Source organism: Yersinia sp. IP36721, assembly GCF_003634395.1.
GTDB lineage: Bacteria > Pseudomonadota > Gammaproteobacteria > Enterobacterales > Enterobacteriaceae > Yersinia > Yersinia entomophaga.
Genome location: NZ_QCZL01000032.1, coordinates 30,207 through 37,161 on the forward strand (window position 1 = coordinate 30,207; position 6,955 = coordinate 37,161).

Consider the following 6,955-nt stretch of genomic DNA (forward strand, 5'->3'; position numbering starts at 1 on the left):
AACTCGCCGGATTCGTTGTCAGATATCAGTCCGGCGTGAAATATTACCAAACCACATCACCGTCGTTGGCGTAAATCCGACAGGCTTTTAGCGTATTGTTATTACAAAGCTCCAGCGCATCTTCCAGTACGTTATTTTGTCTATTAAACCAGCCCCAGCTATCGCCATCTTCACTCAATGCAAAAGCCCGTGGCGACTTTGCATCTAAAAACTGTTTATAAGCCTCTTGTCCACTTTCTTTATTGCGTTCGCTAAAAGGAACACTTTCGACGTCATTGATACTGGCGAAACCGCTGGCTTCGGTTCGGCTGGGCGCAGTGATGTCTGTGACAATCGCCGTTGGTAAACCCAATTCGGTCAAAAATAGCTCCACGGGAGGCCACCAGAACTGGACTCCATCCTGCCACTGGAAAAAAGCATGGCCTTCATTGGCAAAGGGCTTTAACGCAACAAAACGTGGCATTACTTCATGAGCACCATTAGTTTTTAACCAATTCTCCCGATATGACTCAAACATGGCCCTACCCAGCTCAATTGAGAATAACGAGTCATTTTCCGTATAAACCCATAACGAGGGAAGGGAAGAGTGTCCTGCCTGCTGCATAGTTGCCCTCAAGGGTGTTTTCCAGTCGCAGTCAGGCCATTTATAACCGCCCGCCATATTAATCAGGCCTTTCACGCCCTGCATCCCCTGCTCTCCGGCCTTCATTGTGATAAGTCCTCCTACGGAGTGACCGGCAATAATGATTTTCTCATTATCCACATAGGGCAACTGGCGGGCATGGCTTAGAGTGGCATTCAGTTCTTGCAGCGAACGGGAAGCGTAGCTATCAGGTTGGCAGGGCACAATGTCAAAAGGTCCTTCAGAACCACCAAATCCGAAACGCTGTGGCGCCATCACCACGTAGCCGCGTTTCACAAACTCGCGAGCCGCAACGTGAAAGCGCGTGCGCTCATTTTGGTTTCCGTCAGGATCAATTCCGTGATTGAGAATAACCAGCGGAAAAGGGCCATTTCCCGCCGGTTGGTACAGATTAATCCGGATTGTGAATGTTTTCCCCGATGAGGCCTCAATAACAGATTGATAAACTATAGTTTCACGTAATACCTTATCGAGAAGATCGGCAGAAAGCGCTGTCTCAGCGAAGAATAGAAGACTAAATATCCATTTATTTTTTAATAATGCTCGTATCATTGGGTCACTCCGGTTCCGTTGGCATTGACCTGCTTAATAGCAAGAAGATGTTTTGCTGTGATCGATCAGGCGGTTTTCATCTTGTGCTGATTATGAATCTGGCTTGATTTGATACCGTGTTGGCGTGATTGGAAGTGGGACGAAGCAGGTGTAGGTATATTTATTTTCTAGTAAATAATTAGCTTTGTACCAATTAGTCACCTTGGCAGATTAACATGAAGGACGATTGGCATTTCTGAAATTATCTTATTTAGCACCGAGCGAGGCGGTTTTTCTCTCATAGGTATATGATTTAATTTCGGGTACACTGCCGCGCAGATAATGAAGAATGAGATCTGATCATGTTACGTAACCCAATCCATTTACGTCTCGAAAAGCTGGAAAGCTGGCAACATCTGACTTTCATGGCGTGCTTATGTGAGCGTATGTATCCGAATTACCAGAAATTTTGCCTGGAAACCGAATTTGGCGATCCGGCGGTTTATCGACGTATTCTGGATTTGATCTGGGAAACGCTGGTGGTAAAAGACGCCAAAGTGAACTTCGATAGCCAACTGGAAAAGCTCGAAGAAGCGATTCCTTCCGCTGACGATTACGCCATTTACGGCGTGTATCCAGCCATTGATGCCTGCATTGCATTAGGTGAGGCCATTCACTCGCGTTTAAGCGGTGAAACTCTGGAACATGCTATTGCTATCAGCGAGACGTCAATTCGCACCGTTGCCATGCTGGAAATGACTCAGGCTGGCAAAGAAATGACCGACGAAGAACTGAAAGTTTTACCGGCGGTTGAAGAAGAATGGGACATCCAATGGGAGATTTTCCGCCTGTTGGCCGACTGTGAAGAACGCGATTTAGATCTGATCAAAGGGTTACGATCTGACCTGCGGGAAGCCGCTGTGAGTAACATTGGCATAAATTTAACGCAATAAGGCAAGAAAACGTGATTTAACGCCTGATTTGTCGTGCCTTAAGGCTTCACATCTGCCCCCTGTCTGTTCTACATTTGGGGGGCGAAAAAAAGTGGCTATCGGTGCGTGTATGCAGGAGAGTGCTGTCATTCGGCATATCCGTCGCACTCGATGCTTTGCAAACGATAAACACACTGTAAGGATAACTTATGAATAAGACTCAACTGATTGACGTAATCGCGGACAAAGCGGACCTTTCCAAAACCCAAGCTAAAGCTGCTTTGGAGTCCACTCTGGCTGCCATTACCGAGTCTCTGAAAGAAGGCGAGCAAGTACAATTGGTTGGTTTCGGTACTTTCAAAGTGAATCATCGTAACGAACGCACTGGCCGCAACCCACAGACCGGTAAAGAAATCAAAATTGCTGCAGCTAACGTTCCTGCGTTCGTTTCTGGCAAAGCACTGAAAGACTCTGTTAAATAATAGTGTGTCAGTGAAAATAATAAGCAGAGGGGTGGCAAAGCCCCTTTTGTTTATGCGGCGGGTGCTGATGACCTTGGGTTTTGCCATTGGTCTCAGCGCCTGTAGCAGCCATTCCGATTCCCCCCAGTTCAGTGCCAGCGGTTACATTGCCGATAGCGGTGTAGTTCGCATCTGGCGTCAGGATGATTCTCAGCAACATCCCCAAGTGATTATGAGCGTTTACAGCCCTTACCAGGGCGGTGTCACTCGCGTGGCCTTCTATGAATATCAGCACGGAATTCTGCGCCAAATTCGGCGAAACGATATCGGCCAAAATCCAGAAACCATCCAACTTCGTTTTGATGAACAGGGTGCGGTGAGTTTTATGCAGCGCCAACTGGCCTCGCGCCGCGAGCTGCTGACGGCGGATGAGATCGCTTTTCATCAGTTTGAAGCCAAACGTATTCTGGAACTGAGTACCACTCTACGTGCCGGTAATGTGGATCTGATTCAAGGTCGCTTGCAAAATGGCGTGCTGACGAGCTGTAGCGGCAGCGTTCAGCGGCCTAAGTTTGAAGACTATGCGCAGGCGTGGCTGGCTAAACGGGCGAGTAATACGCAGCAACCACTCGGTGTCGCCTGGTTGAATGCGCCGGAAGGGCAAGAGTTGTTGTTAGTAGCAAATGAAGATTTTTGTCGTTGGGAGCCAGAGCCCGGCAGTTTGTAGCGTTAATACCGCGTTATTTAGCATGCTTGTATCGAAATGGATGTTTGTAGCCTGGACTGAAGAAGAGGGCGCAGGCGTTGCGCCCTCTGGAATACCAGATTATTTACCGCGAGCGATAGCGCGATAGCCGATATCTTTCCGGCAGAAACTACCTTCCCAATGAATGTCTGAAGCCAACTGATATGCCCGCTGCTGTGCATCCGCGACGTCTTTGCCTAAAGCGGTCACGCAGAGCACTCGGCCACCGTTGGTCACCACGTCATTATTGCCAGCTAGGCGGGTTCCAGCGTGGAACACCTTTTCACCTGCGATTTCCTGCTGTGGCAACCCGTGAATGACATCTCCCTGACGATATTCGGCAGGATAGCCGCCCGCAGCCAGCACCACGCCTAATGACGGTCGTTCATCCCAATCGGAGGTTTTCTGATTCAGCTTGCCTTGAGCGCCAGCCAGACAAAGCTCGACCAAGTCAGAACGCATCCGCAGCATGATCGGCTGAGTTTCCGGATCGCCAAAGCGGCAGTTGAACTCAATCACTTTAGGTTGACCCTCTGCAGAAATCATCAGGCCAGCATAGAGGAAACCGGTATACACATTGCCTTCCGCCGCCATACCGCGCACCGTTGGCCAGATAATCTGATCCATCACTCGTTGGTGAATTTCATCGGTTACTACCGGAGCCGGTGAATAAGCGCCCATACCGCCGGTATTCGGGCCGGTATCGCCATCGCCAACTCGCTTGTGATCCTGACTGGTTGCCATCGGCAATACGTTTTCACCATCGACCATGACGATAAAGCTGGCTTCTTCGCCATCGAGGAATTCTTCCACCACGATACGATGACCCGCATCGCCAAAAGCGTTGCCTGCCAGCATGTCGTGAACGGCGGTTTCCGCTTCTTCGAGCGTCATCGCTACGATCACGCCCTTACCCGCGGCCAAACCGTCAGCTTTGATGACGATAGGTGCGCCTATCTTACGAACGTAGGCCAAGGCCGGTTCGATTTCGGTGAAGTTTTGGTAAAACGCCGTCGGAATATCATGACGGGCTAGGAAGTCTTTGGTGAAGGCTTTAGAGCCTTCCAATTGCGCCGCAGCCTGAGTTGGGCCAAAGATAGTCAAACCCGCTTCCCGGAAAGCATCCACCACGCCAATCACCAGCGGAGCTTCCGGGCCAACGATGGTCAGACCGATATCGTGGCTTTTAGCGAAAGCGACCAGGCTGGCGATATCCGTTGCGGCTATATCAACGTTTTCCAGTCGCGGTTCCAGCGCGGTACCGGCGTTACCCGGGGCCACATAGATTTTATCCGCCAGAGGTGACTGCGCGGCTTTCCAGCCCAAAGCGTGTTCGCGACCGCCGTTACCAATAATCAAAATATTCATCGGGATAACTCCGTGAGGTTAATTAATGACGGAAATGGCGCATATCGGTGAAGATCATGGCAATGCCATGTTCATCTGCCGCTGCAATCACTTCGTCGTCGCGGATCGAACCGCCCGGTTGGATCACACAGGTAATACCCACGGCGGCGGCAGCGTCAATACCGTCACGGAACGGGAAGAAGGCATCGGACGCCATGGCGGAACCGGCCACCTGCAAGCCTTCGTCTGCGGCTTTGATCCCGGCGATCTTGGCGGAGTAGACGCGGCTCATCTGGCCTGCGCCTATACCGATGGTCATGTTATCGCGAGCATAGACAATGGCATTGGATTTAACGAACTTCGCAACTTTCCAGCAGAATAATGCGTCACGCAGCTCCTGAGCCGTTGGCTGACGTTTGGACACTACGCGAAGATCCGCTTCAGTCACCATCCCTAAATCACGATCTTGCACCAGCAAACCGCCGTTGACGCGTTTGAAATCCAGACCGACAGATCGTCCTTGCCACTGACCGCAGGTGAGAACGCGCACATTCTGCTTGGTTGCTAATAGTTTCAGGGCATCCGCGCTAACGCTTGGGGAGATAATCACTTCGACAAACTGACGGCTGATAATAGCCTGAGCGGTTTCGGCATCCAGTTCGCGGTTAAAGGCGATAATGCCGCCGAACGCGGAAGTCGGATCGGTTTTATATGCGTTGTTGTAGGCTGCCAGAATGGAATCCCCGATAGCAACGCCACATGGATTTGCGTGTTTGACGATGACACAGGCTGGCTCGCTGAATTCTTTCACGCATTCCAGCGCGGCATCGGTGTCGGCTATGTTGTTATAAGAAAGCGCTTTGCCCTGCCGTTGCTCTGCGGTAGCAACGGAAGCTTCTTTCACTTCCTCTTCTATATAGAAGGCGGCCTGCTGGTGGCTGTTTTCACCGTAGCGCATATCCTGTTTCTTTATATAGTTAAGATTCAGGGTCCGTGGGAAGCGGCCAGCAGGCTGCTCGGTATCGCCGTGATAGGCAGGAACCATAGAGCCAAAGTAGTTGGCGATCATGCTGTCGTAGGCGGCAGTATGCTCAAACGCCTTAATAGCAAGGTTGAAGCGAGTTGGGTAAGTCAGGGAACCGTCGTTGTTATCCAGCTCGGTGATAATTGCCGCGTAGTCGCTGCTCTTCACTACGATGGCCACGTCTTTGTGGTTCTTGGCGGCGGAGCGCACCATGGTTGGGCCGCCGATATCGATATTCTCAACGGCGTCCTCTAAGGAGCAATCCGGTCGAGCAACGGTTTGGGCGAAAGGATACAGATTTACTACGACCATATCGATCGGCTGAATATCATGTTCTGCCATGATGGCATCGTCCTGATCGCGACGACCGAGAATACCGCCGTGAATTTTAGGATGCAGGGTTTTAACACGGCCATCCATCATTTCCGGGAAACCGGTGTAATCAGAAACTTCGGTAACCGGCAGGCCTGCGTCGGCTAGCAGGCGCGCGGTGCCGCCGGTGGAGAGCAATTCGATGCCACGCTGAGAAAGCGCTTCGGCGAATTCAATGATACCTGCTTTATCAGACACACTAAGCAGAGCACGGCGGATTGGACGGCGTTGTTGCATGGTTTTATCCCTTGGCTTTGGAATCGCAGTTTTTCATTCGCTATAAATAGAGCGTTACGTGAATCTCTACCTTGCACTTCTATCTATATAGAAAGGAACAGATTCAGATAACGTCCCGAAATGGGTTTTCTGCCGGGTACAAAGGAGTGGAATTGCGTGAAAAGTAGAAAAACACGCCTAATTTCAGCTCCGCTTGCATCCTTTTGCCAATAATCGATCCGCGGGGACAATATTTTATGAATATCGACACGCATTTTCGACGCGGGGAATTGTAGCGAAAACGATTGCGTGATGCTCGTCAATTTTCAGTTCAGATTGCATCTGTGGATAAGTTTGTGCACAACAAGGTATAAAGCGGGGTTTTGCTGTGGAATGCAGCAAACGATCATTTTAATTGAAATTAGCAGTTGCGGCCTGCGCGGAACTCCCTATAATGCGCATCCATCGAGACGGCACACAGCGAATCAAGTAACTGAGTGGCCGGCAAAGAGAACAGAGAAATTCAACGAAATAAGTAGTTGACTCTGAGTGAGGAAAGCGTAATATGCGCACCTCGAGTTACCCACCGAAAGGTTGCTAACTCACTGCTCTTTAACAATTTATCAGACAATCTGTGTGGGCACTCGCAAGACGATATCAAAGCCTGTTTCGGCAGGCAGAAGA

Annotated in this window: 6 protein-coding genes; 3 read left to right on the forward strand and 3 right to left on the reverse strand. The window is 50.3% G+C overall.

All coding sequences use genetic code 11. The features are described 5' to 3' along the window. Nucleotides 1–43: 43 nt before the first annotated feature. Nucleotides 44–1,195, reverse strand: a complete 1,152-nt coding sequence (locus tag DBA33_RS18635) for an alpha/beta fold hydrolase (protein ID WP_120806958.1) — start codon at nucleotides 1,193–1,195, stop codon at nucleotides 44–46. Nucleotides 1,196–1,536: 341 nt separating this feature from the next. Between DBA33_RS18635 and DBA33_RS18640 the strand changes: the two genes are divergently transcribed. The 3 genes from DBA33_RS18640 (at nucleotide 1,537) to DBA33_RS18650 (ending at nucleotide 3,294) form a co-directional block, all read left to right on the forward strand. Further along, nucleotides 1,537–2,127 carry a YjaG family protein gene (locus tag DBA33_RS18640; RefSeq protein WP_049602187.1) on the forward strand — a complete coding sequence of 197 codons (591 nt, stop codon included), beginning with the start codon at nucleotides 1,537–1,539 and terminating at the stop codon, nucleotides 2,125–2,127. A gap of 188 nt (nucleotides 2,128–2,315) precedes the next feature. Then, nucleotides 2,316–2,588: a nucleoid-associated protein HU-alpha gene (gene hupA / locus DBA33_RS18645; protein WP_049602190.1), complete on the forward strand. Its 273-nt coding sequence runs from the start codon at nucleotides 2,316–2,318 to the stop codon at nucleotides 2,586–2,588. A gap of 52 nt (nucleotides 2,589–2,640) precedes the next feature. Then, the gene (locus DBA33_RS18650) at nucleotides 2,641–3,294 is read left to right on the forward strand and encodes a DUF1481 domain-containing protein (protein ID WP_064514224.1); all 654 of its coding nucleotides are present in this window, start codon (nucleotides 2,641–2,643) and stop codon (nucleotides 3,292–3,294) included. A 99-nt stretch (nucleotides 3,295–3,393) separates the two neighbouring features. On the opposite strand, the gene purD is transcribed toward DBA33_RS18650, so the two are convergent. Then, nucleotides 3,394–4,680, reverse strand: coding sequence for a phosphoribosylamine--glycine ligase (gene purD / locus DBA33_RS18655; RefSeq protein WP_064514222.1), 1,287 nt, complete (start codon nucleotides 4,678–4,680; stop codon nucleotides 3,394–3,396). Nucleotides 4,681–4,702: 22 nt separating this feature from the next. Continuing rightward, nucleotides 4,703–6,292, reverse strand: a complete 1,590-nt coding sequence (gene purH, locus DBA33_RS18660) for a bifunctional phosphoribosylaminoimidazolecarboxamide formyltransferase/IMP cyclohydrolase (RefSeq protein ID WP_064514220.1) — start codon at nucleotides 6,290–6,292, stop codon at nucleotides 4,703–4,705. Nucleotides 6,293–6,955: the final 663 nt, after the last annotated feature.

Excerpts from the sequence above, each read along its gene's own strand:
- purH (WP_064514220.1), bottom strand. The coding sequence starts at position 6,292 with ATGCAACAACGCCGTCCAATCCGCCGTGCTCTGCTTAGTGTGTCTGAT.
- DBA33_RS18650 (WP_064514224.1), top strand. The coding sequence starts at position 2,641 with ATGCGGCGGGTGCTGATGACCTTGGGTTTTGCCATTGGTCTCAGCGCC.
- purD (WP_064514222.1), bottom strand. The coding sequence starts at position 4,680 with ATGAATATTTTGATTATTGGTAACGGCGGTCGCGAACACGCTTTGGGC.
- DBA33_RS18640 (WP_049602187.1), top strand. The coding sequence starts at position 1,537 with ATGTTACGTAACCCAATCCATTTACGTCTCGAAAAGCTGGAAAGCTGG.
- hupA (WP_049602190.1), top strand. The coding sequence starts at position 2,316 with ATGAATAAGACTCAACTGATTGACGTAATCGCGGACAAAGCGGACCTT.
- DBA33_RS18635 (WP_120806958.1), bottom strand. The coding sequence starts at position 1,195 with ATGATACGAGCATTATTAAAAAATAAATGGATATTTAGTCTTCTATTC.